This is a genomic window from Thermococcus sp. EP1 (assembly GCF_001317345.1).
GTDB lineage: Archaea > Methanobacteriota_B > Thermococci > Thermococcales > Thermococcaceae > Thermococcus_A.
Genome location: NZ_JXCG01000006.1, coordinates 132050 through 158932 on the forward strand (window position 1 = coordinate 132050; position 26883 = coordinate 158932).

At 40.3% G+C, this 26883-nt stretch carries 28 protein-coding genes; 15 read left to right on the plus strand and 13 right to left on the minus strand.

Annotated features, from left to right (window positions below; genetic code table 11):
* Positions 1 to 14 precede the first annotated feature (14 nt).
* The 6 genes from EP1X_RS06425 to EP1X_RS06450 form a co-directional block, all read right to left on the minus strand.
* Positions 15 to 1178: an FAD-binding oxidoreductase gene (locus tag EP1X_RS06425; protein ID WP_055282834.1), complete on the minus strand. Its 1164-nt coding sequence runs from the start codon at positions 1176 to 1178 to the stop codon at positions 15 to 17.
* Complete coding sequence (locus tag EP1X_RS06430) at positions 1168 to 1449, minus strand: (2Fe-2S)-binding protein (protein WP_015848924.1); 282 nt, start codon at positions 1447 to 1449, stop codon at positions 1168 to 1170. Before EP1X_RS06430 ends, EP1X_RS06425 begins: the two co-directional genes overlap by 11 nt.
* Complete coding sequence (locus EP1X_RS06435) at positions 1446 to 1952, minus strand: 4Fe-4S binding protein (RefSeq protein ID WP_055282836.1); 507 nt, start codon at positions 1950 to 1952, stop codon at positions 1446 to 1448. The genes EP1X_RS06430 and EP1X_RS06435 overlap by 4 nt, the downstream gene beginning before the upstream one ends.
* On the minus strand, positions 1949 to 3382 hold the full coding sequence (locus EP1X_RS06440; RefSeq protein WP_055282838.1) for an FAD-dependent oxidoreductase: 1434 nt from the start codon (positions 3380 to 3382) through the stop codon (positions 1949 to 1951). The genes EP1X_RS06435 and EP1X_RS06440 overlap by 4 nt, the downstream gene beginning before the upstream one ends.
* Before the next feature lie 170 nt (positions 3383 to 3552).
* Positions 3553 to 4692, minus strand: a complete 1140-nt coding sequence (locus EP1X_RS06445) for an FAD-binding oxidoreductase (RefSeq protein WP_055282839.1) — start codon at positions 4690 to 4692, stop codon at positions 3553 to 3555.
* Positions 4693 to 4696: 4 nt separating this feature from the next.
* Complete coding sequence (locus EP1X_RS06450) at positions 4697 to 6181, minus strand: FAD-dependent oxidoreductase (RefSeq protein ID WP_055282841.1); 1485 nt, start codon at positions 6179 to 6181, stop codon at positions 4697 to 4699.
* Between the two features lie 185 nt (positions 6182 to 6366).
* Between EP1X_RS06450 and EP1X_RS06455 the strand changes: the two genes are divergently transcribed.
* Together EP1X_RS06455 and EP1X_RS06460 are read left to right on the plus strand one after the other, a co-directional pair.
* Positions 6367 to 7344 carry an ornithine cyclodeaminase family protein gene (locus EP1X_RS06455; RefSeq protein WP_055282843.1) on the plus strand — a complete coding sequence of 326 codons (978 nt, stop codon included), beginning with the start codon at positions 6367 to 6369 and terminating at the stop codon, positions 7342 to 7344.
* A gap of 48 nt (positions 7345 to 7392) precedes the next feature.
* Complete coding sequence (locus EP1X_RS06460; protein ID WP_055282845.1) at positions 7393 to 8388, plus strand: proline racemase family protein; 996 nt, start codon at positions 7393 to 7395, stop codon at positions 8386 to 8388.
* 127 nt (positions 8389 to 8515) lie between these two features.
* Here EP1X_RS06460 and EP1X_RS06465 read toward each other — a convergent pair whose 3' ends face one another.
* Both EP1X_RS06465 and EP1X_RS06470 read right to left on the minus strand, forming a co-directional pair.
* The gene (locus EP1X_RS06465) at positions 8516 to 9997 is read right to left on the minus strand and encodes a sodium-dependent transporter (protein ID WP_055282847.1); all 1482 of its coding nucleotides are present in this window, start codon (positions 9995 to 9997) and stop codon (positions 8516 to 8518) included.
* A 260-nt stretch (positions 9998 to 10257) separates the two neighbouring features.
* Entirely contained in the window at positions 10258 to 11421 is a 1164-nt protein-coding gene (locus EP1X_RS06470; RefSeq protein WP_055282849.1) for a GTP-binding protein, read from the minus strand.
* Between the two features lie 121 nt (positions 11422 to 11542).
* Between EP1X_RS06470 and EP1X_RS06475 the strand changes: the two genes are divergently transcribed.
* A complete protein-coding gene (locus tag EP1X_RS06475; protein ID WP_055282851.1) occupies positions 11543 to 11995 on the plus strand; it encodes an Lrp/AsnC family transcriptional regulator in 453 nt (150 codons plus the stop codon).
* A 2-nt stretch (positions 11996 to 11997) separates the two neighbouring features.
* Here EP1X_RS06475 and EP1X_RS06480 read toward each other — a convergent pair whose 3' ends face one another.
* From EP1X_RS06480 to cobB, 4 genes are read right to left on the minus strand one after another with little or no spacing between them, the layout of a single operon-like run.
* Positions 11998 to 12561: an ASCH domain-containing protein gene (locus tag EP1X_RS06480; protein WP_055282853.1), complete on the minus strand. Its 564-nt coding sequence runs from the start codon at positions 12559 to 12561 to the stop codon at positions 11998 to 12000.
* On the minus strand, positions 12527 to 13252 hold the full coding sequence (locus EP1X_RS06485; RefSeq protein WP_156300722.1) for a TIGR02253 family HAD-type hydrolase: 726 nt from the start codon (positions 13250 to 13252) through the stop codon (positions 12527 to 12529). Before EP1X_RS06485 ends, EP1X_RS06480 begins: the two co-directional genes overlap by 35 nt.
* Before the next feature lie 29 nt (positions 13253 to 13281).
* Positions 13282 to 13677 (minus strand): DUF3783 domain-containing protein, encoded by a 396-nt coding sequence (locus EP1X_RS06490; RefSeq protein ID WP_055282857.1) that lies wholly within the window; start codon positions 13675 to 13677, stop codon positions 13282 to 13284.
* Between the two features lie 8 nt (positions 13678 to 13685).
* A complete protein-coding gene (gene cobB / locus EP1X_RS06495; protein ID WP_055282858.1) occupies positions 13686 to 14453 on the minus strand; it encodes an NAD-dependent protein deacetylase in 768 nt (255 codons plus the stop codon).
* A gap of 108 nt (positions 14454 to 14561) precedes the next feature.
* Here cobB and glyA point away from each other — a divergent pair, with 108 nt between their 5' ends.
* A complete protein-coding gene (glyA, locus tag EP1X_RS06500) occupies positions 14562 to 15839 on the plus strand; it encodes a serine hydroxymethyltransferase (protein ID WP_055282860.1) in 1278 nt (425 codons plus the stop codon).
* Positions 15840 to 15919: 80 nt separating this feature from the next.
* Positions 15920 to 16729: an immunoglobulin-like domain-containing protein gene (locus EP1X_RS06505; RefSeq protein ID WP_156300719.1), complete on the plus strand. Its 810-nt coding sequence runs from the start codon at positions 15920 to 15922 to the stop codon at positions 16727 to 16729.
* Here the strand turns inward: EP1X_RS06505 and EP1X_RS06510 are convergent.
* The gene (locus EP1X_RS06510) at positions 16719 to 18896 is read right to left on the minus strand and encodes a hypothetical protein (RefSeq protein ID WP_055282864.1); all 2178 of its coding nucleotides are present in this window, start codon (positions 18894 to 18896) and stop codon (positions 16719 to 16721) included. The genes EP1X_RS06505 and EP1X_RS06510 overlap by 11 nt on opposite strands.
* Positions 18897 to 19288: 392 nt before the next feature.
* Here EP1X_RS06510 and EP1X_RS06515 point away from each other — a divergent pair, with 392 nt between their 5' ends.
* Genes EP1X_RS06515 through EP1X_RS06560 form a run of 10 tightly spaced genes read left to right on the plus strand, consistent with a single transcriptional unit; the run spans position 19289 to position 26877 of the window.
* Positions 19289 to 20179: an ATP phosphoribosyltransferase regulatory subunit gene (locus tag EP1X_RS06515; RefSeq protein ID WP_172672606.1), complete on the plus strand. Its 891-nt coding sequence runs from the start codon at positions 19289 to 19291 to the stop codon at positions 20177 to 20179.
* On the plus strand, positions 20176 to 20793 hold the full coding sequence (hisG, locus tag EP1X_RS06520; protein ID WP_055282868.1) for an ATP phosphoribosyltransferase: 618 nt from the start codon (positions 20176 to 20178) through the stop codon (positions 20791 to 20793). Before EP1X_RS06515 ends, hisG begins: the two co-directional genes overlap by 4 nt.
* The gene (hisD, locus tag EP1X_RS06525; protein ID WP_055282870.1) at positions 20783 to 21916 is read left to right on the plus strand and encodes a histidinol dehydrogenase; all 1134 of its coding nucleotides are present in this window, start codon (positions 20783 to 20785) and stop codon (positions 21914 to 21916) included. Before hisG ends, hisD begins: the two co-directional genes overlap by 11 nt.
* A gap of 5 nt (positions 21917 to 21921) precedes the next feature.
* Positions 21922 to 22452 carry an imidazoleglycerol-phosphate dehydratase HisB gene (gene hisB / locus EP1X_RS06530; protein WP_055282872.1) on the plus strand — a complete coding sequence of 177 codons (531 nt, stop codon included), beginning with the start codon at positions 21922 to 21924 and terminating at the stop codon, positions 22450 to 22452.
* On the plus strand, positions 22453 to 23040 hold the full coding sequence (gene hisH / locus EP1X_RS06535) for an imidazole glycerol phosphate synthase subunit HisH (protein WP_055282874.1): 588 nt from the start codon (positions 22453 to 22455) through the stop codon (positions 23038 to 23040). It abuts the gene before it with no gap.
* Position 23041: 1 nt separating this feature from the next.
* Positions 23042 to 23725: a 1-(5-phosphoribosyl)-5-((5-phosphoribosylamino)methylideneamino)imidazole-4-carboxamide isomerase gene (gene hisA / locus EP1X_RS06540; protein WP_055282876.1), complete on the plus strand. Its 684-nt coding sequence runs from the start codon at positions 23042 to 23044 to the stop codon at positions 23723 to 23725.
* Positions 23722 to 24480 carry an imidazole glycerol phosphate synthase subunit HisF gene (gene hisF / locus EP1X_RS06545; RefSeq protein WP_371180445.1) on the plus strand — a complete coding sequence of 253 codons (759 nt, stop codon included), beginning with the start codon at positions 23722 to 23724 and terminating at the stop codon, positions 24478 to 24480. Before hisA ends, hisF begins: the two co-directional genes overlap by 4 nt.
* Positions 24464 to 25096 carry a bifunctional phosphoribosyl-AMP cyclohydrolase/phosphoribosyl-ATP diphosphatase HisIE gene (hisIE, locus tag EP1X_RS06550; RefSeq protein ID WP_055282877.1) on the plus strand — a complete coding sequence of 211 codons (633 nt, stop codon included), beginning with the start codon at positions 24464 to 24466 and terminating at the stop codon, positions 25094 to 25096. The genes hisF and hisIE overlap by 17 nt, the downstream gene beginning before the upstream one ends.
* Positions 25093 to 26100 carry a histidinol-phosphate transaminase gene (gene hisC / locus EP1X_RS06555; RefSeq protein WP_055282879.1) on the plus strand — a complete coding sequence of 336 codons (1008 nt, stop codon included), beginning with the start codon at positions 25093 to 25095 and terminating at the stop codon, positions 26098 to 26100. Before hisIE ends, hisC begins: the two co-directional genes overlap by 4 nt.
* Before the next feature lie 36 nt (positions 26101 to 26136).
* Positions 26137 to 26877: an HAD family hydrolase gene (locus EP1X_RS06560; protein WP_055282881.1), complete on the plus strand. Its 741-nt coding sequence runs from the start codon at positions 26137 to 26139 to the stop codon at positions 26875 to 26877.
* The last annotated feature ends 6 nt before the right edge of the window (positions 26878 to 26883 follow it).

Below are 26883 nucleotides of genomic sequence, written 5' to 3' on the forward strand. Positions count from 1 at the left end.
AGGATAAAGAAAACTCAACCAATTTGGAAGGCTGTACTTCTAAGTTCTCCTCTTTCAAAGCGGTGTGGGTCGTACCAGTCCCAATCTAAAGGTACTTTTGTCTTTCCTTTAACTATGAGATCTGCCATTGCCTCTCCCACACCAGGTGCCATCATGAAACCATGACCACTGAAACCAGCAGCAATATAAAAACCGTTTATATGGTTTATTTTGCCTATTGCGGGGTTGCTATCAGGAGTCTTCGCATAAAAACCTGCCCACTGTCTTAATATGTGTACATATTTAAGTGCTGGGATTATACGAGTAGCCCATTTAAGCACGCCTCTCAGAAAGTCGTAAGTGGGTGTCATGTCATAAGTGGGACCGTGTTCTATTCCTGTTCCACAAAGAACTCCACCATCTTCTCCATCTTGGATTACATAAGAATCATTCCATGCTGGTGGACACACTAAGGGTTCAATTTGGCCTTCTTTAAGAGGTTCAGTCTTCACAAGTTGATGTTTGTAGGGCTTTATTGGAATGAATTCCTTCCCCAAACCAGCCATTTCATTTATTATTGGGGCCCATGCATTGGCTGCATTTACTATTACATCCGCTTTTATAATACCCCTGTTAGTTTTTACCCCTTGGACTTCTTTATTCTCAACGATGACATCGGTTACTTCTGTGTATTCATAGATCTCAGCACCCAACTCCCTAGCCTTTCTTGCAAAGGCAAAAACAGTTTTAAATGGATTGGCCTTTCCATCTGTAGGATTCCATTGACCTGCCAAGAATTCATCAGCATTTAGTAAGGGCACTATTTCTTTCGCTTCTTCCGGTGTTATAAGCCTCGTGGGAACACCAAACTTATTGTGAAGTTCTATATTTTGCTTAAAAGCTTCAACTTCTTCCTCCGTTGTGGCAAGGAAAAGATACCCAGTTTGCTTGAAATTCACATCATATTCCAGCTCTTCACTTAGCCGTTTCCATCTTTCAACGTTATATTTTTGAAGCCTTATGTTGGCTTCATCAGTGAATTGCTGTCTAATCCCAGTGGCACATCTAAACGTGGATCCACTCCCTAAGTAGCCTTTTTCTATAAGAACAACATCAACACCAAGTTTAGCAAGGTGATAAGCTATCGATGTACCAGTACTTCCTCCACCTATAACAATAACCTCTGCTTTACTCTTCATCCATCTCACCCACCAAAACTCCTGCTGGAACGGGTCTAATTGGGATTCTCGTTGCAGGAAGCTTTATTTCATCTGGGCTTTTACCGGTTTTCCTTGCTAATATACTGATAACCATTGGAAGACAGGTTCTTCCTTGGCATGGTCCCATGCCTATTCTGAGAAGCCTTTTTATCATTTCAATGTCCTCAACTCCCTGTTCAATGAGGGCTTCAATTTCTTCCACAGTTACCTCATTACACCTGCAGATTATCTTCTCGCCTTTTTCGTTCATTCTCTCACCACCTTTACAGCCCTAACGTCCCAAGCTAATTCGAGGGGCACCTCTACAGTTATTATTGGTGTATCTCCCTTGCTCTTCTCTCTTGGAATCACTGTTACAACCTTTCCCTTTCCTACTTCTTCTCCAATTCTATTTAGCAGAACAACCTCCTCTCCAACCTGCGGGACTGGAAGAACTTCATGAGGCATTGTCACTTTTGCTTTCTCTCCAATGTAGTGAACCATGAAAAATGCCAATCCTGGACAAATTTGCACACAAAGAGAACAGCCAATGCATTTTTCATAATCAACAACAGGAACCGCGTTTGGATGCTCCATGAGAACAGCGTTTGTAGGACAGATCTCCGCACACGGAGTACACGGGATTTCCTGCGGGCACTCTGGAACTGCCACTGGCCTTTGCCTTAATCTCTCCTCACTCGGCAACCCAACGTACTCTTTCAACTCTTCAACGCTTAGAAATCCTTCTTTCAAATAGTGAGGGATTTCACTCATTCTACCACCACCTTCTTGAGACCTTCAAGAACTTTACTTCCAAATGGACCGCTTCTGAACTCTTCAAGCTCTTTCTGAGCTTTTTCTATTTCTTTGAGCCACTCAGGAGAAGCCACCCCTGCACCTAAAGCTGCCCCAATTCCTGCTATCTTTCCTTCGAGCATTGCTGTCGTAGCTTCTTCAATTCCCGCAGAGTCTCCAGCAACAAAGATTCCCCTTATAGTTGTCTCCATCCTTGAGTCCCTAATTACTACGTGTCCTCCAAGTTCTGGGACATACTTAATTTGGCAGCCGACTTGGTGTAAAAGTTCTATACTCGGCCTTAATCCCACGGCTAAAGCGATTACATCAACTTCAAAGACTCTCTCTGTTCCAGAAATAACTTTCCAGTTCTCATCAAGCTGGGCCACAATTGCCCTTTCCACTTTTTCTTTGCCCTCAGCTCTAAGGATTGTGTGTCTTGTCAATATTGGAATACCAAGCCGTCTAATCTTAGCCGCATGAACAAAATATCCTCCTACTTTGGGCATTGCTTCAACTATTGCCTCAACCTTCACTCCCGCTTGATATAATTGGTAAGCCAAGATAAGCCCAACATTACCGGCCCCAACAATTAAGACTTTATCCCCAGGTTTTACTCCATAAGTGTTCATAAGTGTTTGAATTGCACCAGCCCCATATACTCCTGGTAAATCGTTATTTTCAAACGGAATCATCCTTTCCATTGCTCCTGTTGCAACCACAACGGCTTTTCCTTTAAACTCAATGAGTTCTTTGTTCTTTCTGACCCCAACCACCAGCTTTTCCTCTCCCTCCTGCAGAAGCATTATAGCAGAAGTTTCTAAGAAAAGTTCAATGTTTCGTTTTCTCAGCTCTTCTTCAAGTATGTCAGCTATTTTAATTCCTCTAACTCCGGCAAACTGCTCCCTCTTTCCAAAAAACTTGTGGGTTTGTTTAACCAGCTGACCACCAAGCATTGGATTCTCATCTAATAGAACTACTTTTGCCCCAGCATCCCGTGCATGAATAGCAGCCATCATTCCAGCCGGGCCACCACCTATCACAATAACATCCGCCTCAATTCTAGGCGGCTCTTTCCATTTTGGCGGCTTTTTAGTTTTTGGTAGTAGCGGTTTTTCTTCCTGCATTTCTATTTGCATTCCATCCTCAACGAGAGTTATACATGTCCTGACGTTTGGGATACCATTAACCTTCATTAGACAAGAAGAACATTTTCCAATTGCACAAAACAATCCCCGAGGCCTGTGTTTTTTTGTTGAGTATTGGAATGTTCTTATCCCTGCAGCGTGGAGCGCCATGGCAATTGTTTCACCCTCATAGGCCTTTATTGGTGTCCCCTCGAAGTAGATAGTTACTTCTTTTCCTCGAACTTTTTCAAAATTCAAAATAGGATGTTCACTAAGGCGCATGAAATTTCACCAATGTAAAATAAAGAGCCCTCCACTTTAAAGGTTTTTTCATAAAAATGTTATTCACCTTTGGTTTAAACTAAGAACGGATAAAAGTCAAAGAGTTGTAGGCTTTTTAAAATTTCTACTGCCCTCAGAACGAAATGGAATAAAAATAAAGTTTACAAAAATCAACCCATTTGTAAAGCTTTTTGTCTTAGTTCTCCTCTTTCAAAACGGTATGGATCATACCACTCTACAGGCAAACTAGCCTTCCCTTTGATGATTAAATCTGCCATCATCTCACCCACCGCTGGTCCCATCATGAAGCCGTGACCACTAAAGCCAGCTGCAATGTAATAGTCGCTTATCTCTTCTATCTTGCCTATTGCAGGATTACTATCAGGAGTCTTTGCATAATACCCAGCCCACGTTCTCAATATTAGCAATTCTCTCAAAGCAGGAATTATCTTGGAAAGGTATGTTGTAACCTCACGGAGAAATCCATATGAGGGTGTTAAATCGTATGTTGGCCCAACTTCGTATCCTATCCCTCCAATTATTCCCCCATGATCAGTTTGAGTTAGGTAGGAATCTTTGTATTTGAAAGAAATTACCATTGGATTTATTGCATTCTTCTTTATAGGTTGGGTAATTATTGCCTGATGCCTATAAGGCTCAATTGGAATTCTTATTGGAAGTTTTACCATTGCATTAATGAGCTTTGACCAAGCATTTGTGGCATTGATAACTATTCCTGTCTTAATAACACCATTGTTTGTTTTTACCGCTTTAATCTCATTATCTGCAATAATTATATCCTTGACCTCAGTATATTCCAATATCCTAGCACCCATCTCTTGAGCATGAAGAGCAAATGCCGTTGTAGCATGGAAGGGATCTGCCTTTCCATCAGTAGGATTCCACGAAGCCGCTATAATCTCACTTGTATCTAGAAGAGGGACTATTTCTTTTGCTTCTTCTGGTGTTATAAGCCTTGTAGGAACACCAAATCTGTTTTGGATGGAGATATTCTCTCTAAATTGTTCAACTTCTTCCTCGCTATAGAGCAAAAATAAATAACCAGTCTGTTTAAATGGGAAGCCATATTCTTCACTATATTTCTTCCAGAGTTCTACAGAGCGCTTCATAACCTGGACATTAGCCTCGTCATTGAATTGTTGTCGTATCCCTGTTCCACATCTAAAAGTAGAACCAGAACCAATGAATCTTTTTTCAAGGACAGTTACTTCCTCACCTCGTTTAGCAAGCTCGTGAGCAATAGCAATTCCCGTTATTCCTCCTCCAATTATTACTATATCGCTCTTCATACTATCATTCCTCCTTTGCAAGGGCTTTCACTCTCACATTCTTAAGTGGAGGTCTCGCAACCGGGAGATCTATTGTGCTCATTTCTTTCCCCGTTCTCTGACTAACAAGAATAGCCCCATTGAAAAGGCAAAATCTTCCCTGACAGAAGCCCATTGCCAGATGAGTGAGTCTCTTTACTATCTGGAGATCAGTGATTCCTTGTTTCACAACATCATCAACTTTTTTCAGATCCACATCACAACCACATATCTGCACATCCTTTAGATCCATGGCTTTAAAGTCAACGTGAAGTGGGGGTAAAGCTTCGGGTTCATACTTCTCTAGCTTTTCCCTGTATACAGCAGGTGTGCTCTTATAATTAAACTCCTTTAATATGTACGCCCCAACAAGCCTTCCTTCGAGATAATTGGCATAGTGCGGTTTTATGCCCGTTGCACTCCCAGCAACATAAATCCCTTCTCTTATGCGATTTTGCTCATCAATAACAGGAACATAGTACCCCCACTTAAACGTAAGCTTTCCTCCAGCCTGTGTCACAGGATTGATATCAGGTATCCTATAATCGCTCATTATAACTGCATCTACTTCGTAAACGTTGTTATTCATGTCAATAAGTCGCTCAACCCATTCTTCCCCTTCAACCCGCTTTGGATTAGGCACTACAACGTATTCAATACCCCACTTTTCCAGCTCTGGAATTATCCTCTCAGGTCTCCTTCCAACAATGGCTACCTTCCTACCTGGAGCAACTCCCCATTTATTCATCACTTCAAGAGCAAAATCAAGCCTAAACACTCCTGGAAAATCGTTGTTTTCAAAGAGAAGTATGTTCTCAACAGCACCAGTAGCTAAAATGACCTTTTTTGCCATTATCTCAATTAGTTGGCCTTTTTTAACAGCAGGTACTAAAAAGTATTCTCCCTCATCAAAAACTCCAAGGGAAATTGTACCTTTGAAAACTTTCACATTTTCATTAAATTTTGAAGTTAGCTCATTAATAACTTCTCCAGGAGACCCCTCAAATCCCTCCTGAGTAATTCCCTTGAGAGACATTGCCCCCCCAAGCCAGCCCCTTTCCTCTATTATTGCAACTGTCAAATGCTCCTGAAGTTCTAATACTGCACCAATTCCTGCCATTCCCCCACCAATCACTGCAACATCAACAACTTCTTGAACAGTCTCCTTGTTCTCATCGATCTCCACAACTTCTTGAAACTCGCCGTAGTTTTGTCTCTCTATTCGCATCCCATTCCTCACAACAGTCTTTCTTCCATTCATATTTTTGACGCCATTAACTACTACTGGAAGAGGGCCAAAGGTGAACGCTCCTCTTTTTCTTCCTTGTAAGCTTGTAGTTATCCAGTAAATCCTATTAGCAAGCAAAGCAACTGGCAGTTTTTCTCCATCATAAGCTTCTAGTGCTTTTCCCTCAAAATAGATTGTGATCCTTTTAGAAGAGTCTTTCTCATAAAGATCTAATGGCCGCATTTTATCACCCAAGTATACATTTTTCTCAGTTCGTTTATGTATGTAAAATATTTAAACCTTTTGTTTAAACAAAAAGGTGTTAAACCTTTTATTGAAGTTTCAGAAATTTTGATAGCCTACAGAAAAAGGAACTTTGCAAAGAGTATTTATACCAAAAACACAAAAATAGAAAAACGGTGATTACTATGTTGCTTCTTACCAGAAATGACCTGAAGAAAGTCTTGTCCATGAGAGAAGCTATAGATGCAGTAGAAAAAGCCTTTCTTGAGTTTTATCATGAAAAAGCAGAGGTCCCCTTAAGAACAATAATAGAAATCGAAAAACACAATGGCTTTTTATTGTACATGCCAAGCTACCTAAAAGAGAGCGAGGCCTTAGCAATCAAGGTAGTCTCTCTGTATGCCCAAAACCCCGAAAAAGGCCTTCCCAGTGTATTAGCAACTATCCTACTAAATGATCCCGAAACTGGAAAACCTTTAGCACTTATGGAGGGGACCTATATAACTGCAATGAGAACTGGAGCTGCTAGTGGAGTCGCCACAAAATACCTTGCGAGAAAAGATGCAAAAATTGTAGGAATAATAGGTGCTGGAGTACAAGCAAGAACACAGTTGTGGGCTGTTTGTGAAGTCAGGGATATAAAAGAAGCCTTAGTATATGACTTAAATGAGAATAGGGCCAAGAGTTTTGCTGAAGAAATGTCAAACAAGCTTGGAATAGAAATACTTACTGCTTCAAATCCCAAAGATGTTGCTAAAAATGTTGACATCCTTATTGTTGCTACTACCGCAACCAGACCTGTTATCAGCGGAGAATGGATTCAAAATGGAACTCATATAAACTCCATTGGATGGATGGGCAAAGATGCCCGAGAACTTGATTCGGAGACTGTAAAAAGATCCAAATTAGTTGTGGACTCCAGAGAAGGAGTACTGAGTGAATCAGGAGATATACTCATCCCTATACAAGAAGGAATAATTGATGAAACACATGTATACGCAGAGCTAGGGGAAATCGTGGCCGGAGCTAAGGCAGGACGAAAACACGAGGAGGAAATAACACTCTTTAAGAGTGTAGGACTTGCAATAGAAGATGCCATTACAGCCAAATTGGCCTATGAGAAAGCATTGAAATTAGGGGTCGGGACAGAAGTGACGCTTTAGCAACGGTTATATACTTTTTTGTTTTTTCTAATACATGGGTGAACACTTGTGTTCGCGAAACACATTTTTTATGTCGTTGATACCCATACAGAAGGAGAACCAACCAGAATAGTACTTTCAGGAGTGAATGTAAAAGGAGAAGACATCATAGAAAAAAGGAAATACTTCAAAGAGAATTACGATTGGATAAGAACTGCTTTACTTCACGAACCCAGAGGCCATGGGGATCAATTTGGAGCTGTTTTAGTGCCTTCTGAGATAGCTGATTTTGGAGTTATATATATGGACACTGCTGGTTATTTGGACATGTGTGGTCATGCTACAATGGGAATTGCAACAACATTAGTGGAGCTGGGAATTATTGAACTGAATGAGCCATATACGAGCATAAAACTTGAAACACCTGCAGGGTTGGTAGAAGCAAAGGCGAGAGTAGAAAACGGAATAGTCAAAGAAGTTACCGTTGTAGACGTGCCTAGCTTCCATGTAGGAGAGTTTGAAATTGAATATCCAAAAATCGGAAAAATAAATGTAGACGTGGCTTTTGGTGGAAACTTTTATGTGATAGCAAATGCCAAAGATCTGGGTCTTAGAGTTAGAAAAGATTACATAAAGAAACTCATACCAGCTGCGTTAAAGTTGATTGACGTGGCAAACGACCAGATAGAGGTTCATCACCCAAGAAAAGGTGTTCAAAATAGAATAAACCTTGCAATGCTAACCGATGAACCAGAGAAAGAAGACTCCAATGGGAAAAATGTTGTTATATGGGGAGAAGGAAGTGTGGATAGAAGTCCCTGCGGAACTGGAAGCGCTTCAAGAGTGGCGACTCTATATTCAAAAGGTGTGCTAAAAGAGGGAGATATTTTCATCCATGAGAGTATACTTGGGACCCAATTTAAAATTAAGATTGTAGGAACAACAAAAATAGGTGATTACACTGCAATAATACCTGAGATTACTGGAAGTGCATATATTACAAAAATTTCTCACGACATAATTTCCAAAAACGACCCATTATGGAAAGGGTTTTTACTAAAATAAAAAATAGAAATCAAGAGGCTTGAGCCTTTTCCTTTTCTTTTTGGAGTGCCAGTTTAACAAAATACAGTGTTAAGCCCCAATAGAATCCAAGCACTACTATCATTGAGATTATCACTGATCCCTCCATTCACGCTCCCTCCTCTGCAAGTCTTGCCTCTATCTTGGGCATGAGCATCTTGTTAACCAACACATAGAGAACTATAGCTGCTAAGATCCATTGGAAGATTACTGTTCCAGCGCTGAATACTTCGGTAGGCTTCCACCATGTTTCTGGATACCAAGAGATTGATTGCTTAAGCCACCATAGCATGACAACTATGATGCTTAGTGGAGAGACATAACCAATCATTATGTCCCACCACTTGCCGATCTTGATATCTGAACCTCTGTTAGCAGTCTCTCTGTTCTTCTCTAAGCCAGTCTTGAGCATGATGAATGAGATCACAATTGCACTAACCAATAGTCCGACACCCCAAGCCCAATCTTGGTTGTTAAGCCAGTTGATGCTAATTGCTGCTGGAACTCCGGCAATCAAACCAATAATAGCAACGTATGTAGCAGCTTTCTTTCTTGGGAGTCCAAAGTCCACCATGTTCTTCACAAAGACGTCAGTGATTGCAATTTGTGAGGTGAATGCTGCAAAGAACAATGCTAAGTAGAATAATGTTCCTATTGCAAACCCTGCTGGCACCTTGGGGAAGAGCTCAGTCAACCAAATGAATGTCAATCCTACGTTACCCTCTGCATACACTTTGAATGGATCAAGGCCAATAAGGGGTGCGGTAACTGCTACTGTGGTAATAACTGCCAAACCACCTAAAAGTGCTGCACTTGTGTCACCAAATCCTGTAATGTGGGAGTTAAGGTTAATATCGTCATTCTTCTTTAGATATGACGAATAAGTCAAGTAGATACCCCATCCAGCTCCAGTACTCCATAATACCTGACTATATGCCTGAAGCCATGCTTCTGCATTGGATAGTTTTGTAGTGTCAAATTTGAACATATATGTGAGTCCAACATCTGAACCTGGCATTGTGATGGCCCTTATAATAACCACAATGAGGAAGAGTATCAATGATGGAACCATGAAACTGGCAACTTTTTCGATTCTCTTAACACCTACTGCCATTATGTACCATGTGAATATCCAAACAAGCAATGTAAAGAACAAGGGCTGCCATCCGCCAATGAATGCGTTCCATGTTTCTAAACCTTTTCCTGGTGCATAGCTTGCATAAAGTCCTGTCAATCCTTTAACGAAGTATGCCAGTGCCCAACCATTAACAACGGCATAATAGAACATTATAGCAATATTAATCCATGCTACCCATGCTCCAAGCCATGCATATTTCTTCCCTGCGTATTTTGCAAATCCTATAATGGTGCTCTTTCCAGTTTCCCTACCAATGATACCTTCTGCAATCAGTAGTGGAATTGCTACTGTAAACAGCGCAATACTGTATGGGATCAAAAAGGCACCGCCACCATACATTGCCATCATTCTTGGAAAACGCCATATGTTACCGCTGCCGACCATTGCACCTATAATAGCAAAAATAAAACCCAACCTAGTACCCCAGTGTTCACCGGTTTCTACTCTTTCCATATTAAAGTCCCCCAAAGAGGTTTATAAATAAGTACCACAATGCCCTATAGAGGGCAGTATATAGCATTAATATGTGAGCAATACTCATATTTATACTTTTCTGATTATTTACACACATTATTGAGACAATTTTGATACAATCTTGTAAGACAAATTAATTACTCTTTTCTTTTGAAGATTTATCCTTTTGAAAACCGACATCTTTCCTGCTTTGAAGAGCAAGGGCGTCAAAAGAAAAGTGAAACAAAGAGGTTAGTTATTTATCTTGCATGAACCTCTACTATATCTCCATCCTCCAACACATGTTCTGCTCCGACTCTCTGTCCAGGGAACTTCGCACTCTTTCCCCATACTCTAGCATATTTAAAGTTCTTAGCAAAGTCTTTATGAATTCTTTCTGCTACATCCAAAACTGTTGAACCTTTTTTAAGAGCAATAGGGGGATATGCTGGATCCTCTCCTGGGGACTTAGTGAAAACCCGGATTATATCAGCTAGCTGATACAATTCCTCTTTTAATACCTCAATATTTGCCTTCTTTTTAGCAGAAACGGGTACTATCTTAAATCTATCATTATATGCCTTAACAAGCTTTTCATAGTTCTCTTTACTTCCTGGAGCATCCCCCTTGTTTGCTATTATTATTGCCTTTCTCCATACAAGACTCTCATCAAGAGCATCTGAAAAGTCCTCAAGTGTGACTGGCTCCTTTACCGTAATCTCTGCACTGTGAATACCTTCTTCCCTAAGCATTTTCATAACTTCAGAAACATCACCTTGAATTAGGTGTTGTCCATTTATGATGATGCCTCCCATAGGCATCCTCTTTATATCCACTTTGGGCCTCCTTTTGTTCACTTTTATTCCAGCACGCTCAAACTCCTTTAAGATTATCTCCATCTGCTTCATGGGATCTTGGGAGAGATCTACAACTATAGCAATAGCATCTGCATTCCTTATAACACTCAAAAGTTGTGTTCCCATACCTTTGCCTAATGCGGCCCCTTCAATCAAGCCTGGAACTTCAACAAGCTGGATTTGAACATCTTTATGATTCATCATACCTGGAATGGGCTCAACTGTTGTGAATGGATAATCAGCCACATCTATATCAACATTGGCTAAGGCCTTTAGAAGCGAAGACTTGCCAACATTGGGCAAACCTGCAAAGACTATCTGAGCTGCACCTTCTTTTTTAACGCTAAATGAATAGCCTCCACCCTTTCTCTGACTTTGCTGTTTTTCAAGCTCTTTTCTAAGCTCTGATATTTTACGTTTGATTTGAAGCCTGAGCTTCTCAGTCCCTTTGTGCTTTGGTACCGTAGCATACATCTTTTCAAGAGCCCTAATTTTCTCTGGTATGCTTTTTGCTTGTCGATATTCCTCTTCCGCTGCTAAGTACTCTGCTGTTACGTTTGTTGGCATTTTTATTCACCTCTTCTTCTCTCGCCGTTTAAAGGTTATAGAAGATTTTTATAAATTTATGGTTAAGGAAGGTATCATCAACTTTATATACTATCTCGAAAAATTTTTGGACGGTGGGAATATGAAAGGGATTTTAGATGATATTGATAAAGAAATCTTAAAAGTGCTCCAAAAAAACAGTCGCACTCCTTTGAGAGAGATTTCTAAGCGAGTTGGTTTAGCCGAGTCAACTGTATACGAGCGAATCAAAAAATTAAAGGAAAAAGGAATAATAAAGAGGTTCACGATCATTCCCGATCCAGAGTCGCTTGGTTTTAACTTATTGGCCTTCATCCTCATTAAAGCTAGGGCTGGAAAATACGCGGATGTTGCAAAAAAGCTTGTCACTTACCCCGAAATTGTAGAGATATATGAAACCACAGGGGATTACGATATGATACTAAAAATACGAACTAGAAATAGTACAGAGCTCAATGATTTTCTTAACAAAATCGGAGAGATAGATGGTGTTGTGGCAACACATACAATGGTGGTATTAAAGGTTCACAAAGAAACCCCAGAACTTCCGCTTTAACTTTAAATTTTCCCTTCCTCGTAAAGCCTATGATAAGCTTTCAAAAGTGAATTTTTAACTCTTTTTGGACCATATCTCCTAACAGCGCTCTTTAAACCCTCAGAATAAACTTTTTTGATAATGAAGTCAACGTCTGCAGAGTCTTTCAATTTATTTTTTATATATAACTTGGCTATTTCCACGGGTTCTCTGTAATTAAGCCCCTTTAGCCATTTTAGAGGGATACCTTCATCAAACTTTTTAAGAATATCAAAATGAATTATTGTCACTTCGTCATCTCCATGAAGTTCTCCATAAATTTTATTTAATGCCTTTACCAACTCTTTGACATCCTTAAAGCCATCCTTTTTAGCATCTTCTATCGTGAGCTCTTTAACCTTCTTTTTCTCCACGTTTGTTATCCTAACTTTCGCAATTACTGTGTCACTGGGAGTTATTGCAAGATAAACTTCACTCCCGGGCTTTGCCTCATAATTTCCAAATCTAATAGTTGTTTTCTTCTTCCCATTGAGTATCTTTGACTTGTAAGAATTATCTATCAGCATGAACTTCCTTATTTGAACCATTTTCAAGCACCTCTATAACCTGCGGAAGTTCTAGGAGGTCATTGATCTTAAAGTCTGCATATTCCTCATATTCGAGCTCCCTATGAGCATATTTTCCATAGCGGAACCATATTGTATACATGCCTACTCTTTTGGCCCCAAAAATATCAGAGTAAAGCCTATCTCCCACCATAACGGCCTCGTCAGCATTTACACGAAAGATCTTCAAAGCTTTTTGATAGATCTTTGGATGAGGCTTTTTAACACCTTCAAAATCTGATACTACAACATTCTCAAAGAAATCATCCAAATCGAGTCTCAAAACCTTTTCCCATTGTTTTATTGGATTACCATCCGTTATTATCCCTAGCCTATATCCCATCTCTCTGAGTTTTATAAGGGCCTTTCTGGCATTTTTAACTTCCCTAAGATGGGCAAATTTTGTATTATGATAAGCTATTACTCCTGCGGCTACCCATTTGGGATTATACCTTAGATCGAATCTTCGCAGAAGATAATCAAAATGATGAGGAAAGTTGCTTCCATATTCGTTTATAAGTTCAATTAGTTCATTATAAGCAGTTTCAAAGTCAATAGGAAAACCATGTTGAATCATATTGTCTATTGCATTTTTCCTAGCGAGTTCAGCCAAGCGTGATGTATCCACAAGAGTATCATCCAAATCAAAAAATATGACCTTTACCATACCTATCCCCATCTAATAAAAGGGTGAGAACTATTTTAACTTTTTCCAATGTCCAGGTAGAAGGTTTTCATTTTCTTTTGCTCTTCCTTTAGCCTTCTAAAGTATTCATCTTCTCGGATGAGTTCTTTGAGAAGATCTTCCAACATCCAAGATAGGGATGTCGGTGTTGTGGTAGCAAAGATTATCTCTTTAATGCCTAACGATCGGACTTTCCTTATAATCTCCTTTACACTCTCATTTGAAAGGTCATGCATTATAATGAACTTCCTCCAATGCCAGTTTCCACTACCCTCAAAAGAGGGGGCCTTCTCAACTACTTCTTCCATTATCCAATCTCTGCAGTATTCAGGGACTTCATAAACCTTAAATCCATCTAGTATCTCCTTAATCCTAGAGAACTCTTCCTTTCCAAATCCTATCACGAGTATCATACAACCACCTAACATTTTTTGTTCTTCAAGCAAATTTTAACCTTCCCTAAAAGAAGCTTCATAATCTCCCCCGCATTTCCCTTTAGGAACAAGTCCGCTATTGGAGTTATTCCACTTTCTTTGGGATTGATTTCTATTACGTACCCTCCACTATCTTTGACAATGTATGGAATATATGCAGCTGGAAAAACTTGTCCACTTGTTCCTATCACAAGGCAAACATCGGCCCGTTCAGCGAGTTTAAACGCTTTCTGAAGAGTTCCTTGAGGGAGAGATTCTCCAAACCACACCACATCAGGGCGAATAAATGATCGACATTTTGGACATTTTGGAATCTCCTCTTCTCTTAAGAACTCATCAAGCTTCCTAGTTTCTAACAAATTTTCTTTATACTCACAGTTGGAGCATTTAACAGAATAAATGTTCCCATGGAGCTCTATAACAGTCTTAGTTCCTGCCATCTTATGAAGATTGTCTATGTTCTGAGTTATAACTGCCTTTAAGATTCCCATATTCTCAAGTTCTGTCAAGGCCAAGTGCGCTGAATTTGGCCTCGCGTTTTTCATAAGCTGCATTCGCATTTTATAAAACTCCCACACTAACCCAGGGTTTCGTTTGAAAGCCTCTGGGGTAGCTACGTCTTCAATTTTATATTTTTCCCATAGACCTCCTTTGTCCCTAAAGGTAGGAACACCACTTTCAGCACTTATTCCTGCTCCTGTAAAAGCTATTAAAAAGCGAGAGTGAGTAATGAGTTTTGCTGCCTCTTCTATCATATGGCATCGCCTTTAATTCTCCCTTGAAATTTTTAAAGGTATTCCAACGGCAAGATTTAAATTACATTGATGTAAATATCACATGCAAAAAAGTACTGGGGTGATACTATGAGCTACCAGATGTATAAAGATAAAGTATTGGAATTTATTGAGGGCCATGAAAACTGGAGGAGCTCCACAATAAACTTGATTGCAAGTGAGAATATAACTTCTCCAAGCGTTACAAGAGCCGTGGCAAGCGGTTTTATGCATAAGTATGCTGAAGGATGGCCAAAACAAAGATACTATCAAGGATGTAAGTATGTGGATGAAGTTGAGCTTATAGGTGTTGACCTCTTCTGTAAACTATTCCAGAGCGATTTCGCCGATTTGAGACCAATTTCTGGAACCAACGCTAACCAAGCCGCATTCTTTGGACTTACCCAAGCTGGAGACAAAGCAATAGTTCTCCACACTTCTCATGGTGGACACATAAGCCACATGCCTTTTGGAGCTGCTGGTATGAGAGGATTAGAAGTACATACATGGCCTTTCGATAATGAGGAATTTAACATTGATGTTGACAAAGCAGCCCAGATGATTAGAGAACTTGAGCCAAAGATAGTTGTGTTTGGTGGTTCACTATTCCCATTCCCACACCCAGTTAAAGAACTAGCCCCAGTTGCTAAAGAGGTTGGAGCTTATGTCATGTATGATGCCGCCCACGTCTTGGGATTAATCGGTGGAGGAAAGTTCCAAGACCCACTTAGAGAAGGAGCAGATGTTATAACTTCATCAACCCACAAAACATTCCCAGGACCACAAGGTGGTGTTATACTTTACAAGGATCTTGGTGAAGACACAGCCAAGCTCCAGTGGGCAATCTTCCCTGGCGTTTTGAGCAACCACCACTTGCACCACATGGCTGGAAAAGTCGTTACAGCTGCAGAGATGCTTGAATTCGGTAAAGCTTATGCAGAGCAGATTGTCAAGAACGCAAAGGCCCTAGCTGAAGCAATGGCAGAAGAAGGGTTCAAAGTCATTGGTGAGGACAAAGGCTATACCGAAAGCCACCAGGTCATTGTGGATGTTAGTGAGCTCCACGAAGCAGGTGGCGGATGGGCCGCTCCACTATTGGAAGAGGCCGGCATAATCCTCAACAAGAACCTTCTCCCATGGGACCCACTTGAAAAGGTCAACACTCCAAGCGGTCTAAGAATTGGTGTTCAAGAGATGACAAGAGTTGGAATGATGGAAGACGATATAAAGGAGATAGCAAGATTCATGAGAAGAGTCCTTCTTGATAAAGAAGATCCAAAGAAAGTCGAAAAAGACGTCTTCGAGTTCAGAAAGCAATTCCAGAAGGTTTACTACTCCTTCGACTATGGCTTGCCAATGAAAGAGTGATTTTCTCTCTTTTCCTTTAGTTTTAATTTAGAGTTGAAGCCCAAAAATTTATGATGTTGTGACGCTATCTCTTATAATAGATGGTAACGATGAAAAGGGCTATTTACACAGCACTTTTGTTACTTATAATTGCATCTGCTTATCTAATTATTTCATCTGAGGATACACGAGAATACAATCAAAAAATACTCTCCTGTGAAATTCCTCCAGAACCTTTAGGGCCTGCCTCTAATCATTCCTTCTTCTGTTGCCCTGGAAAAGTGGGATACTGGATAAGTACAGGTTACAAACCTCCGGGAAAAACAGTTGGATTTGAAGCTCAGGATGTGCCTCCAAATTATAATGGAACAGTGATTTTTGTCGTTTATAAGAAAATTAAGGACGGCTGGAAGATTCTATACACCGAAAATGACTGGCATGCTGAATTCATCCTCCCCTCTGATCAGAACGTTACTTATGCTCTCTCTGTGTATGTTTTTGATGAGAACTGTAGTCTGATTGATAGCTTATACTCCACAGTCTTTGTCCCAATTCAAGATTTTCGTGCCGAAATGCATCTTAATAAAAAGATCTACAACTCAGGGGAAACCGCAAAACTAATAGTTGAGAATATAGGCAAAGTACCAGTACTACTAGGAAACCCATATGAGATCTATAGATTTGAAAATGGAAGTTGGAAAAAGGTTAAACTGGGAATGCCCTTTACCCTAGAGGGCCATGAACTTATGCCAGGAAAATCTTGGACCCAGGAAATTAGGTTAGTGTATCTTGACGAGAATTGGAACCCACATCCTTTATCTCCTGGAAAATATAAGATAATAAAAAATGTGGAGGGAATAGGAGTAGAGGGAACACTAACACTCGAGGTAGAGTTTGAGATTAGGGAATAGTCACGTATATCTTACTTCCATTTACCTCTATGTCAAAGTTCTTGCTTAGGAAAGGTGCACCAGATATTATGATTTCCTTTGGCTCTCCAGAGAGGAGAATTTCGACTTCTTGAGGTTTTCCATAATAAAAACCTTCCACTTCAACTCTCTGGCCCTGCCATCCTATTATCATAATTTCAAATGGAAAAGCAAAGCCATTTGTATCCACTAAGGTAAATTTTAATGTGTAATTGACATCAGTTTTCAGAATTTCGACATTTTCCAATGTGAGATTTGGCAGTGCAGGTTTTGTTGTCCATGTTTTCCATATCAAGAGCACTTTATTGTTCCCAGATTTCTCAGCTAGAAGTTTTACGAAGTCTTCAAAGTCAGCTTCTTTGAAGAGTGTTTTCTCAGAAAATTCTCTTAGAGCCTCTTTGAAAGCCTCTTCCCCTGTGTGAGTATAGAGGAGATAAAAGGTTAGGAAACCTTTGTATACCATTGAATTCTTCATCCATAGTCTATCACTGTAGAAGTATTTATAGCTCTCAACAAGTGGATATCCCGATTCCGGGAAATCACGTAGATTTGTCTTATAAAGATATACTGCACTCTTTTTGTAATCTTCAAGTTTATCTAACCGAATCGCTTCCAACAGTGGGGATAAGCTTCTTAACACCCAGATATCTCTTGGCTTTATTTTTACACTATCAAACCAACTATGATAGAGCCCCACTACAAAATACAGCTCATGATAACCTTGCCAAGGCCTATAAACAAGCAAATCTCTTGACCAGTAAATCTTCTCTTTAACACCTTCCTCCGTATAAACAACCTTAAATTGGGACGTTGGGACTTCAAACCATTCTTTTATGTATCTAAAAGCACTCAAGGCTTGTTTAAACACCGTTGATGGAGTCTCTACACATCCAGTATAGTAAAACTCGACAGATGTTCCATTAACAAAGCCTTTAAAGCTCTTAAACTTACCCGTTGCAAGGAATACATCCTGACTAGGTAGTGTTGTTGTAAAAGCTATATTTTGACTTTTTACTTCAATTTTTCCTTGGGGGAGATATTGGCCCACAGGCTGAGGGAATAAATGCCCATTGCCAAGAAGAGTCATGTTGGGAGTTACAAACTTCCCAGAAAGTGCATAATGAATATCCTCATCATACGTTAATGGTTGAATGCTGTAGTTTCCGATATAATATATTTCATAAGTCTCTCTCTGTTCGTAGGGAAGCAGAAAAGAAAAACTTTGCAAATATTGAGTACTCATTCCTCTTATATTGAGATAGACGCTTTTGACGAAGAATGGATAATAATCTTGGAGATACTCCACTTTAACACTCTCATTTGCCAAGAGAAATGCCTTTTCTTCTTCAAGAACCACTGTCAAGTTTATGTTCTTAATTTCAAGTAACCCTTTTATTATTCCCCCGCCCCAGAACCACTCAACAAACCTTTCATATTCCTCCTTAACGTTGGGTAACTCCCGTATTATTTCAGAAGGACTATCACTCTCAAGAAGCTTCAAGACTTCTTTAACCCCATACTCATGCACAAGAAAACCCACAAAATTGATTATGTTGCTCTTGTAATCCATGACCTCATCAATATCCTGACTATCAACTAGAGAAAGAAGTTCATCAAAAGAGATCTCTTTGAGCTCATCTGCTCCTCTAAAGTAAAAATCACCCAAAAACGGGAATATAAAGGTCAATCCATTTACTTTTCCAGTTAAATACGCTATCAAAGCGCTTTCCACACTGTAGTAGTTAAAACCCTTTGCATCCTTCTCAATAAATGCAAATATCTTGTTTCCTTCAATATACCATGGAAGTTCTGTTGAATAATCAAACTTTAACTCCGCTTCGCTTGGGTAAATATAGAGCTCAACCTCTTCTGGAGTTCTTCCAAAAGCTTTTGAATAACTTTCGTAGACATAGTCAATCCCCACTAGAAGATACCTGATGTTGAAATTAAATCCCTCTTCCTCAATTTTTGGGTAATAAATCGTAAAATACTTGGTTTCATTTCTAAGCCAAGTAGAGTAGAGATCTTTCTCAGAGGTTTCTAGAATAGGAGTTGAGGATTTTGTTGTTAAGGTCTCCTTATTGCCTATGCACATACTTGAGAAGAGTAATAAAGCAATTACAAAAATTACTTTCAGGTGTTTTTGCATGAATAACACCCCATATAATATTTTACAAAAATAGTTTACAAAAATTTTTCGCCTAGTAAAAAGAGATTCTTCCTTTATCGTTTTTTAAAGCCTATAACAATACTTCCTCTGGTCTCTCTAAAACCCAAATGAATCTAGGTTAAGTTCGTTGATTTTCTCCATAAAGTTTATAAGGCTTAAGAATCCTTTCCCCCGTAGGTGAGCAATATGAAAGTTTGGAATGAAAACAGTACGAAAAACTTTGCAAATGTCCAGGATAGAGAGGATGTATTTTCAATAGTTTGTATGGTGAGCTACTGCCATCATCATTGACGGCTCTTCTATAATTGAGATTAACTTAGATCTACTGTTGAAGTTGAAATCCATTTTAAAACTCACAGGAGGGGATTTTTTTGAAAAAAGACCTATTTTCCGAATCAGTTAGGTTAGCGTATATTGTAAAAAACCTAAGAAGAACCTTTGAGCTTTGGGGATATAAGGAGATATTCCTACCTAGTGTGGAAGAATATTCCCCTAATTTAAGGAAGGGTACAAAGTTTGCATATAACAATAAATTCTATATGTTCAAACCAGACCCAACATCGCAAATCCTAGCAAATTTAAAAGAGAAAAGAGAGCTAAAGCTTTACTACATCCTTGAGGTTCTCAACGGAGCCACAAAGGGAGAATGGCAAGCTGGAATTGAGTTCATTGGCGGAAATGATTTGATGGTACAGGTTGAAGGAATATTAGTTGCAATAACAGCATTGGAAAGTCTCGGCATAAACGAGTTCTATATTGATGTGGGCAGTTTGGAAGTGTGGAAAAGAGCTCTGAAGGGAATAGAAGAGTATAAACCCCAGATAATTACTGCATTAAGTAGACGGAACTTTGAAGAAATAGAAAGCCTCCCTATACCTTCAGCAAAAAAGGAAGAACTTTGGAAGCTTTTCAACTTCAGAGGAAAGAAGTGTGAATACCAAAAGCTAAACAAGATAATTGAAGCAATCGACGACAAGAGGGTTTTTGTGGATTTCGGTACCATGAGAATCCTCCCCTATTATAGTGACATTATCTTCGAAGTATACTCACCAAAATTTGGAAAACCTATTGGAGGCGGGGGAGAATACGAGATTAAAGGCATGAAAGCATTTGGATTCGCTTTTGACTTAAAAGCCATTCTAAAGCTTTACGAAGGAGATCTAGAAAAAACTAGGAAAATTATTAGTGGCGACCTTAAAGAGGCCTATAACAAAGCAAAACAGTTTGTAAGACTTGGAATACCAGTGGAGGTGAGAAAATGAGGTTTGTTCTTCCAAAAGGTCGTCTTTTAACAGGCTCTGTGGAGATATTACAAAAAGCTGGTATAGAGGTAAGACTACCCCAGGGCCGCGAATTAATAACTAAAAATGGGGAATACAGCTTTTTGCTTGCAAAATCCTTCGATGTTCCAGTTTACGTGGAGCATGGAATCGACATTGGCATGGCTGGAAGTGACATTGTAGAAGAGAGAGAAAGCGACGTGTTTGTTCCTCTTGAACTACCCTTTGGTAAGTGTAGACTTAGCCTAGCCATCCCAAAGGAAAAAAGTGTAAAAGTTGAGGAAATGGATGGATTTAGAATTGCTACCAAGTACACTAACCTTACTAGAAAATTCTTTGATGAAAGAGGTATCGAAGTAGAGATAATAAAATTACACGGAAGCATTGAACTAGCTCCAAAAATTGGAATAGCTGATGCCATAGTTGATATTGTTGAAACTGGAAATACCTTACTGGCAAATGGCCTAATTGAATTGGAAAAAATAATGGATATTTCAGCAGTTCTTATAGTAAATAGAATATCCCAAAAAACCAGATTTGAAGAGATTAATGACCTTATTTTAAAACTTAAGGGAGTTGTTGAAGATGGATTTTGAATTAGAGAGTTATGTATCCCAAATCTTAAGAGATATACAAAAAAGGGGTATTGATGCTATTAGAGAGTACTCAAAGAAGTTTGACAGGTACGAGGGAGAGTTCTTAGTGAAAGAGGAAGAGTTTGAAGAAGCTGAGAGGCTGATTCCAGAGGAAGATAAACAAGTAATCGCGAGGACTATCGAGCGCGTTAGGAAATACCACGAGAAGCAGCTTGAAAATGATAAGGTCTACATAAAGAACGCATCGCTTTACGGCATAATCTACAAGCCAATTAGGAGGATAGGAATCTACGTCCCTGGAGGAAAACCTCTTCCCTCAACGCTCATAATGGTTGGAGTTCCGGCTAAAATAGCTGGCGTTAAGGAGATAGTTGTTGCCATACCGCCGAAAGATGGAAAAGTTAATCCTTACGTCCTCTATGTTGCAAAGCTCCTTGGCATTAAAGAAGTCTACAAGCTCGGTGGAATCCAAGCGATTGGGGCAATGGCCTATGGCATTGGAATGAAGAAAGTGGACAAAATCTTTGGCCCCGGGAACAAGTTCGTGAATGAAGCTAAGAGGCAGGTTTTTGGTGTTGTCGGGATTGATAGCTTAGCTGGTCCTTCGGAGATAGCGATAATAGCCGATGAAAGTGCAAATAAAGATTATGTCTTGGCTGATCTGCTCTCCCAATTAGAGCACGGAAAAGACTCAAAGGCTTGGCTCCTCACGACTTCAAAAGAGTTAGCAGAATACTGCAACAAGGAGGGCGTTGAGGTTGTCTTGTGCAAAAGCTTAGAAGAGTGTGCAGAAAAGGTCAATGAGATTGCGCCAGAGCACTTGGAGATACTCACAAAAGAGCCTCTGAAGTTAGTGGACTTAATCGAAAATGCTGGGGCGATTTATTTAGGAGAATACACACCAGTCCCAGCAGCGGATTACTTCTTAGGAGTCAACCACGTCCTTCCAACGGGTGGAGCGGCCAAGTTCAGCTCGGTCTTAACGGTTATGGACTTTATGAAGCGGATAAGTTTAGCCTACGTGAGCAGGGAGGAGTTTTTGCAGGAGAGGTATTTGGGGATTCGCTTGGCGGAGATCGAGGGTATGGAACAGCACAAGAGGAGCATGGAGATAAGGAGGTAGTATTGATGAGGCGCAAAACAAGAGAAACGGACATAACTGTTGAGCTCGGCAGTGGAGGAGGAATAAAGACTGGCGATAAAGTTTTTGACCACCTCCTCACTGCTTTATTCTTTTACATGCGTGAAGAGGTTAGTGTGAGCGCTGAGTGGGACTTAAGGCATCACCTATGGGAGGATTTGGGCATAGTCCTTGGAGAGGAGCTTAGAGAGAAGATTAAGGGCAAGAAAATAGCGCGCTTTGGAAATGCAATAATTCCAATGGACGATGCGTTAGTCCTGGTCGCCGTTGACATTTCAAGACCTTACCTAAACCTCGAGCTTGACTTCAAAGAGAGCGAAGAAGGATTTGAGTTCACTTTAGTTAGAGAGTTTCTCTGGGCTTTAGCGAGAACTCTCAATGCGACAATCCACGTGAAGCAACTGAGTGGAGTTAATGCTCACCACATAGTTGAAGCGACCTTTAAGGGGCTCGGCGTTGCCCTAAGGCAGGCTTTAAGTGAGAGCGAGCGTTTGGAGAGCACAAAAGGGGTGCTGTAAATGATAGCAATAGTGGATTTAGGGATTGGGAACCTGGCAAATGTTAGAAAAGCTTTGGGCGGAATAATCACGAGTGACCCCTATGAGATTGAGAGGGCTGATAAAATTGTGCTCCCAGGAGTAGGGAACTTTGGAGCAGTGATGAAAAGGCTTGAGCCTCTAAAAGGGACGATCTTAGATGCGATCAATGAAGGAAAGCCATTCCTTGGGATATGCTTGGGGATGCAGCTTTTATTTGAGTGGAGTGAAGAAAGCGAAGGGAAGGGCTTAGAAGTATTTAAGGGCAATGTAGTGAAGTTTAGAGGTGTTAGAGTTCCCCACATAGGCTGGAATCAAGTTTTTCCTGCTAAAGAGTGTCCGCTCTTTGAAGGAATCAAAAGCGGAAGCTACTTCTACTTCGTGCACTCCTACTATGTAAATCCTCAAGACAAAGAAGTAATTGCAGCAATAACGGACTATGAGTCAAAGGGGAAGGAAGTAGTCTTTCCTTCAGCAGTTTGCAAAGATAACGTCTTTGGAGTTCAATTTCACCCAGAAAAGTCGAGCAAAAATGGGTTGAAGCTTTTAGAAAACTTCAGGAGGCTGTGAGATGAAGGTTTACCCTGCAATAGATTTAATGAGCGGGAAAGCTGTGAGGCTCTACAAGGGTAAAAAAGAGAGCGTAAAAGTTTATGGAGATCCAGTAAAGGTAGCTAAGGATTTTGCTAAACTTGTGGACAAAATCCACATAGTGGACTTAGATGGGGCCTTTGAAGGAAAGCCAAAGAACCTCGACGTCGTGAGGAGGATAATAGAGGAGACAGGGCTGAGGGTTCAGGTGGGTGGAGGCTTTAGGGACTATGAGAGCATAGCGAAAGCCTACTCAATTGGCGTTGAGAACGTCATAATAGGAACAAAAGCCTTTGATTTAGAGTTTTTAGAAAAGGTAACGCAGGATTTTGAAGGAATAACTGTAAGCTTAGATGCCAAAGGTGGAAGGATAGCTGTAAAAGGCTGGGAGGAAGAGAGCTCTATAACCGTTGAAGAGGCTTACGAGATGCTCAAAAAGTACGTTAATAGGTTCATTTACACGGCAATAGAGAAGGACGGGACATTGACGGGAATTGAAAAGATAGAGCGCTTTTGGGGCAGAGAGGAGTTCATCTATGCCGGTGGGGTTTCAAGCGTTGAGGATGTAATCAAGCTCAAAGAAATTGGATTCTCTGGAGCAATAGTTGGAAAAGCTCTCTATGAGGAGAAAATAAGCTTAGAAGAGATTTTGGAGGTATTATGATGCTCGCTAAGAGAATTATCGCCGCCTTGGACATAAAAGAGGGGAGAGTTGTAAAGGGGATAAAGTTTCAGAATATTAGAGACGCTGGAGACCCAATAGAGCTGGCAAAACGCTATGAGGAGGAGGGAATAGACGAGATAGTTTTCCTCGACATTACTGCATCTTACGAGAAGAGGCAAATTCTCCTCGATTTAGTAAAGCGCATTGCGGAAGAGATTTACGTTCCTTTCACGGTTGGTGGAGGGATTAAGAGCGTTGAGGAGATTAGAGAGATAATAAAGAGCGGTGCCGATAAGGTTTTCCTCAACACGGCTGCTGTTGACAATCCAACACTTGTAAGCGAAGCGGCAAAAGTTGTTGGGAGTGCGAATTTAGTCATAGCAATTGATGCAAAGTGGAATGGGGAGTTTTGGGAGGTTTATACGCACGGAGGAAGAAAAGCGAGAGGGATAGATGCAATAGAGTGGGCCAGAGAGGTCGAATCTTTGGGAGCTGGTGAGATTTTGCTCACTTCTATGGACACGGACGGGACACAGGAGGGCTTTGACATACCCCTAACTGAAACAATAGTCGAAGCTGTTGACATTCCCGTTATTGCCTCTGGAGGTGCTGGAAGTCCAGAACACTTCTATGAAGCATTTAAAATTGGTGCAAGCGCGGCTTTAGCTGCATCAATCTTTCACTATGAGAAGTACACTGTTAGGGAACTTAAGGAGTATTTAGCGAGGAGGGGTGTGAATGTCAGACTTGAATGAGCTTATAAAGCAGGTCAACTGGGAGAAAAGCGAAATAGTTCCGGTTATTGTGCAGAACGTTGATGGAGAAGTTTTGACTTTGGCTTATATGAATGAGGAAGCATTGAGAAAGACTTTAGAGACGGGTTATGCACATTATTATTCAAGGAGTCAAAAGAGAATTAGGATGAAAGGAGAAGTTAGTGGGAACGTTCAAAAAGTTAAGGAAATAAAGATAGACTGCGACAATGATGCCTTGCTTTTAATAGTTGAGCAGGTTGGCGTAGCCTGCCATACCGGCAATAGAAGCTGCTTTTACAGGAAATTGGGAGAGCCAGAGAGGGAAGTTGGCGGGATTGACTACTCGTTGACAGTTTTGAGGGAGCTTGAGGAGGTCATAAAGCAGCGCAAAGAAAATCCAAAAGAAGGCTCCTACACTTCAAAGCTTTTCAAAGAGGGGAAAGAGAAGATATACAAGAAATTTGGAGAAGAAGCAGTGGAAGTTTTGGTCGCTGAAGAAAGGGAGAGAATAATTTACGAGACTGCTGATTTAATCTATCACCTCTTAGTTTTGCTCACTTATAATGAGATAAGCCTAGGTGAAGTTATGAAGGAGCTTAGGGGGAGGAGAGGGTGAAGGTTAGTGAGATAACTAAGGAGTTTAAACCGTATAGGGTTTTAGAGGGAGACTACAAGATTTGGCTCGATAAGAACGAAAATCCCTTTGACATTCCAGCAGAGATTAAGGAAGAAATCCTTGAAGAGCTTAAAAATGTCCCTTTCAACCGCTATCCACACATCACAGCTGATCCTCTAAGGGAGAGGATAGCCGAGTTTTTGGGGTTTGAAAAGGAAAACGTAATCGTTGGAAACGGGAGCGACGAACTGATAAGCCTAATTTTGAAGCTCTTTGAAGGTGACCACATAGTCATAAGCTCCCCGACCTTTGGGATGTATGATTTCTTTGCAAAGCTTGAAGGAATTAATTTAGTTGATGTGCCATTGGATGAGAGCTTTAAGCTCCAGAATGTCGAGGACTACGCGGAAAATGCCAAGAGCATCTTTATCTGCTCTCCAAACAACCCTACGGGCAACACTCAAGAAAGGGAAAAGATAATAAGTGTCCTTGAAACTGGCGCTCCTGTGGTTTTAGATGAAGCATACATAGAGTTTGCAGAGAGCAGCAACGTTGATTTGGTCAGTGAGTATGATAATTTAATAGTTCTGAGAACATTCTCAAAGGCTTTTGGGCTTGCCGGGATTAGGGTTGGCTATGCAGTCGCAAGTAAAGAGATAATAGATTACCTTCACCGAATCAAAACTCCCTTTGCGCTGAACTCCCTTTCAATGAAGATAGCAGAACTTATGCTTGACCACTATGATTTAATTAGACGAAACATCAATTACATAATTAAAGAGCGCGAAAGGATTTACAAAGAGTTCAAAGACTATGCTTATCCAAGTGAGGCAAACTTTCTGCTTATGCGCTTGAATGCCTATGAATTCCTTCTTGATAGAGGCATTGTGGTGAGGAAGCTCGGTGGGAGATTAGATGGCCACATAAGAATTACTATTGGTAAGAAGGAGGAAAACGACGAGCTGATTAAAGTATTGAATGAGTTTTTGGAAGAAGATTACTGATTGCCTGCACGAGCTATAATTTAGGGGGGTTAACTGATGAAGGAGCTAAAATGGGTGATTTTTGACGTTGACGGTGTTTTAATTGACGTGAGCGAGAGCTACGACTTAGCAACAAAGTTCACAGTGGAATACTTCCTAAAAAAGCTCAACAAGAAAAAAGCGATTGACGTGGAAATTATAAGGAAGCTGAGGAGAAAAGGAGCATTTGGAGATGATTTTAAAGTCAGTGAAGCTTTAATAGCATTTGTTCTAAATGGTGAGGTAGAAGAGTTTGTTGAACGTTTTCCAGAAGGAGAAGGGATAAAATGGGTTAGGGAGAAGTTCGGGACTATTGTTGAGCCGGAAGAGATTGAAAAAATTTTCAACACCTTTTATCTTGGTGAGTATTATAAAGAGAGACCTTTTGATTTTGATGGCCTATGGAAGAAAGAGAAACCGATAGTTAAGAGAAAGCTCCTAGAAAGAGCAAGTGAAAAGTTTAATCTTGGCGTTATAACTGGAAGGAGTAGACTTGAGCTTAAATTAGCCGAAGAACTCATTGGCTTTCACTTTGAAAGTGCGGTTACAAGAGAGCTTTATATTAAACCAGATCCAAAAGCTCTTTGGCATCTGGTTAGAGGAGAAAATGGAGTTTATATTGGTGATACGGTAAACGATGGCCTTTTGGTGGAGAACTACAAAAAGGAATACGGAAAGGATTTTGAGTTTATGATGATTAGCAGGGATGCCAAAGACGTGAATAATGCTATAGAAGAGCTACTAGAGAAGCGGATGTGAAGTGTT

Excerpts from the sequence above, each read along its gene's own strand:
- hisD (WP_055282870.1), top strand. The coding sequence starts at position 20,783 with ATGGATTTTGAATTAGAGAGTTATGTATCCCAAATCTTAAGAGATATA.
- EP1X_RS06440 (WP_055282838.1), bottom strand. The coding sequence starts at position 3,382 with ATGCGCCTTAGTGAACATCCTATTTTGAATTTTGAAAAAGTTCGAGGA.
- EP1X_RS06510 (WP_055282864.1), bottom strand. The coding sequence starts at position 18,896 with ATGCAAAAACACCTGAAAGTAATTTTTGTAATTGCTTTATTACTCTTC.
- EP1X_RS06435 (WP_055282836.1), bottom strand. The coding sequence starts at position 1,952 with ATGAGTGAAATCCCTCACTATTTGAAAGAAGGATTTCTAAGCGTTGAA.
- EP1X_RS06425 (WP_055282834.1), bottom strand. The coding sequence starts at position 1,178 with ATGAAGAGTAAAGCAGAGGTTATTGTTATAGGTGGAGGAAGTACTGGT.
- EP1X_RS06450 (WP_055282841.1), bottom strand. The coding sequence starts at position 6,181 with ATGCGGCCATTAGATCTTTATGAGAAAGACTCTTCTAAAAGGATCACA.
- hisG (WP_055282868.1), top strand. The coding sequence starts at position 20,176 with ATGAGGTTTGTTCTTCCAAAAGGTCGTCTTTTAACAGGCTCTGTGGAG.
- hisH (WP_055282874.1), top strand. The coding sequence starts at position 22,453 with ATGATAGCAATAGTGGATTTAGGGATTGGGAACCTGGCAAATGTTAGA.
- hisIE (WP_055282877.1), top strand. The coding sequence starts at position 24,464 with ATGTCAGACTTGAATGAGCTTATAAAGCAGGTCAACTGGGAGAAAAGC.
- hisB (WP_055282872.1), top strand. The coding sequence starts at position 21,922 with ATGAGGCGCAAAACAAGAGAAACGGACATAACTGTTGAGCTCGGCAGT.
- EP1X_RS06560 (WP_055282881.1), top strand. The coding sequence starts at position 26,137 with ATGAAGGAGCTAAAATGGGTGATTTTTGACGTTGACGGTGTTTTAATT.
- cobB (WP_055282858.1), bottom strand. The coding sequence starts at position 14,453 with ATGATAGAAGAGGCAGCAAAACTCATTACTCACTCTCGCTTTTTAATA.
- EP1X_RS06480 (WP_055282853.1), bottom strand. The coding sequence starts at position 12,561 with ATGGTTCAAATAAGGAAGTTCATGCTGATAGATAATTCTTACAAGTCA.
- hisA (WP_055282876.1), top strand. The coding sequence starts at position 23,042 with ATGAAGGTTTACCCTGCAATAGATTTAATGAGCGGGAAAGCTGTGAGG.
- EP1X_RS06455 (WP_055282843.1), top strand. The coding sequence starts at position 6,367 with ATGTTGCTTCTTACCAGAAATGACCTGAAGAAAGTCTTGTCCATGAGA.
- EP1X_RS06505 (WP_156300719.1), top strand. The coding sequence starts at position 15,920 with ATGGTAACGATGAAAAGGGCTATTTACACAGCACTTTTGTTACTTATA.
- EP1X_RS06470 (WP_055282849.1), bottom strand. The coding sequence starts at position 11,421 with ATGCCAACAAACGTAACAGCAGAGTACTTAGCAGCGGAAGAGGAATAT.
- EP1X_RS06445 (WP_055282839.1), bottom strand. The coding sequence starts at position 4,692 with ATGAAGAGCGATATAGTAATAATTGGAGGAGGAATAACGGGAATTGCT.
- EP1X_RS06465 (WP_055282847.1), bottom strand. The coding sequence starts at position 9,997 with ATGGAAAGAGTAGAAACCGGTGAACACTGGGGTACTAGGTTGGGTTTT.
- hisF (WP_371180445.1), top strand. The coding sequence starts at position 23,722 with ATGATGCTCGCTAAGAGAATTATCGCCGCCTTGGACATAAAAGAGGGG.
- EP1X_RS06475 (WP_055282851.1), top strand. The coding sequence starts at position 11,543 with ATGAAAGGGATTTTAGATGATATTGATAAAGAAATCTTAAAAGTGCTC.
- glyA (WP_055282860.1), top strand. The coding sequence starts at position 14,562 with ATGAGCTACCAGATGTATAAAGATAAAGTATTGGAATTTATTGAGGGC.
- EP1X_RS06430 (WP_015848924.1), bottom strand. The coding sequence starts at position 1,449 with ATGAACGAAAAAGGCGAGAAGATAATCTGCAGGTGTAATGAGGTAACT.
- EP1X_RS06490 (WP_055282857.1), bottom strand. The coding sequence starts at position 13,677 with ATGATACTCGTGATAGGATTTGGAAAGGAAGAGTTCTCTAGGATTAAG.